Genomic DNA, 2,821 nt, shown 5'->3' on the forward strand with positions numbered 1-2,821 from the left:
CATGTAAACCGTAAATTTACGTTTGTAGCCTATTAAAAGAAAAACACCTAACACAACTTCTAAAACCACCACAAATACCGAAATACCCAAAGCATAAGGATCTAAAAAAGGAAGGTTTAAAACGTCTGAACTAAAGTATTCTTGAAGCTTATAAGAGAAACCTAAGGGATCGTTAAGCTTAATCATTCCAGAAAAAATGAATAATCCTCCAACGAGTATTCTACAAATGTGTACTAAGTATTTCATAATATTATTTTTATAAAAATTTTAAATTCCAAATAACAAAAACTAAATTCCAAAGGGTTCACTCAGTTCTTCTAAATTTGGATTCTATTTCAATTTATTAATTATTGCTGACAGAATTTTTCGTAATTCTGAAGCTTCATCTATTAATTGTTCTAATTCTTTAATTTTATCTTCATTTAAATCTCTCAACAACTTTAACCAATACTCACTTTCTTTTGCTTCTTTTCTTGAAATTTTTAATCTAAATTTTAAATCTTTATCTCCAAGCTTTTCATTGGCTTCAATATAATTTGCACCAACAGAACCAGAAGACCTAACTAATTGTTTTCCATCTTCTATATTTGAAATAGTCTTGTACAAATTTCTAATTAAAAAACGACAGTCTCTAGCAAATTCATAAGTGCGTTGTTCTAAATTATATGTTTTTTCGTTACTCAGGTTTTAAATTTATTATTTGAGTTTAACCTCAATAGTATTGGAATTTAGTTTTTGTTATTTGGAATTTACGCTCGTTAAGTGAATCATCGCAAAAATCGCATAATTAATCATGTCTTGATAATTAGCATCTATACCTTCGCTAACAATGGTTTTGCCTGCATTATCTTCAATTTGTTTGACTCTTAAAAGTTTTTGCAAAATTAAATCGGTTAGAGAACTTACACGCATATCTCGCCAAGCTTCACCATAATCATGGTTTTTATCTTGCATTAATTGTTTGGTAATAGCTACTTTTTGATCGTAAAAAACAGTTGCCTGTTTTGTAGATAAATCTGGTTGCTCCACTACACCTTTTTCTAATTGAATAAGTGCCATAATGCAGTAATTTATAATACCAATAAACTCGCTTTGTTCACCTTCGTCAACCTTTCTAACATTATTTTGTTGCAAACTTCTTGTGCGTTGCGCCTTAATAAAAATCTGGTCTGTAAGCGATGGCAATCTTAATATTCGCCAAGCACTTCCATAGTCACTCATCTTGTTAATAAACAGACTGCGACATGTTTCTATAACTGCATCGTATTGTTTTGAAGTATCTTTCGCCATTTAATTCAAATTTCCGTAAATTTCGCATAAAATTGTTTAAAATTCAAGGTTTCACGTTTATACTTTTTAAATGTGCTATAAACAACAAACTTAAAGGTATCAATGACCATTAATTGCAAAGGCAAACTTATCGATTTATCCACACCAAAAGTAATGGGTATTCTTAATGTTACTCCAGATTCTTTTTATGATGGTGGATATTATAAAGACGAATCCAATATTATTAATCAAGTACAAAAAATGCTTGATGATGGTGCCACTTTTATAGATGTTGGTGCTTACAGCTCCAAGCCAAATGCAGATGAAGTTTCTCTAGATGAAGAACTCCAACGTATATTGCCAATTATAGATTTATTAACCAAACAGTTTCCAGATATTATAATTTCTATAGATACGTTTCGTGCTGAAGTAGCAAAGCAATGCATTGAAAAAGGTGCTGCTTTGGTAAACGATATTTCTGCAGGACATTTAGATGGTAAAATGTTAGAAACCGTTGCAAATATTAATGCGCCTTATATTATGATGCATATGCGAGGCACTCCTAAAACAATGCAACAACAAACAGATTACGGTAATCTGTTAAAAGACATTCTTTTTTATTTTTCTGAAAGAATAACCTCAGCGAGAGCATTAGGAATTAAAGATATTATTATAGATCCAGGTTTTGGCTTTGCTAAAACATTGGAACAAAATTTTGAGTTACTAAACCAATTAGAAGGTTTTAAAATAACCGATTTACCTTTGTTAGCTGGAATATCTAGAAAATCTATGATTTACAAAACACTAGAAACTTCTGCAACCGAAGCTTTAAATGGCACAACTGCTTTAAACATGATCGCTTTACTAAAAGGTGCTAGTATTTTACGTGTTCACGATGTTAAAGAAGCTGTAGAATGTGTGACGCTTTTTAATAGACTTAAAAATTAGTCATTCAGAATTTAATTCATTTTTACTAAATTTACAAAAACCACTTTCTATTGGAAATTTTCGATAACATTTTAAACTTCGGCATTAAAGATTGGATAGACGTCTTCCTAGTAGCCTTACTTTTATTCTATATCTATAGATTAGTAAGAGGAACAGTAGCTATTAATATTTTTCTTGGCATTGTGTTTATCTATTTCATTTATTTAATAGTAGAAGCGCTACAAATGGTATTGCTTACTAAAATTCTTGGTGGTTTTATTAGTGTTGGTTTTATAGCATTAATAGTGGTTTTTCAGCAGGAAGTTAGAAAATTCTTGTTAATGATTGGTTCTACAAACTTTGCAAGCAAGCGTGGGTTTTTAAAGCATATTAAGTTTTTAAAAATAGATAATGTTTCCACTTCATCCACAGATATAGATACCATTATTGCTGCATGTAATAAAATGTCCACCACAAAAACTGGTGCTTTAATAGTGTTAGAACGTAATAATAATCTCGATTTTTTGGTAACCACAGGAGACGAAATGAATATTAAAGTTACGCAACCTATTATCGAGAGCATCTTCTTTAAAAACAGTCCGCTTCACGATGGTGCAATAATTAT

At 30.5% G+C, this 2,821-nt stretch carries 5 protein-coding genes; 2 read left to right on the plus strand and 3 right to left on the minus strand.

All coding sequences use genetic code 11. The features are described 5' to 3' along the window. The 3 genes from Q0C58_RS04360 to Q0C58_RS04370 form a co-directional block, all read right to left on the minus strand. Positions 1–246 (minus strand): MauE/DoxX family redox-associated membrane protein (locus Q0C58_RS04360; RefSeq protein WP_290698011.1); only part of this gene is annotated, 246 nt, incomplete at its 3' end. Positions 247–330: 84 nt separating this feature from the next. After that, positions 331–684 carry a four helix bundle protein gene (locus Q0C58_RS04365; RefSeq protein ID WP_290698016.1) on the minus strand — a complete coding sequence of 118 codons (354 nt, stop codon included), beginning with the start codon at positions 682–684 and terminating at the stop codon, positions 331–333. Positions 685–738: 54 nt separating this feature from the next. Next, positions 739–1,290 carry a DUF1599 domain-containing protein gene (locus tag Q0C58_RS04370; RefSeq protein WP_290698012.1) on the minus strand — a complete coding sequence of 184 codons (552 nt, stop codon included), beginning with the start codon at positions 1,288–1,290 and terminating at the stop codon, positions 739–741. Between the two features lie 102 nt (positions 1,291–1,392). Between Q0C58_RS04370 and folP the strand changes: the two genes are divergently transcribed. Both folP and Q0C58_RS04380 read left to right on the plus strand, forming a co-directional pair. Further along, positions 1,393–2,217 carry a dihydropteroate synthase gene (gene folP / locus Q0C58_RS04375; protein WP_290698013.1) on the plus strand — a complete coding sequence of 275 codons (825 nt, stop codon included), beginning with the start codon at positions 1,393–1,395 and terminating at the stop codon, positions 2,215–2,217. Positions 2,218–2,267: 50 nt separating this feature from the next. Further along, the coding region (locus tag Q0C58_RS04380) for a diadenylate cyclase (protein ID WP_290698014.1) at positions 2,268–2,821 on the plus strand (554 nt) is incomplete at its 3' end.

The organism is Lacinutrix sp., assembly GCF_023299985.1.
GTDB lineage: Bacteria > Bacteroidota > Bacteroidia > Flavobacteriales > Flavobacteriaceae > Lacinutrix.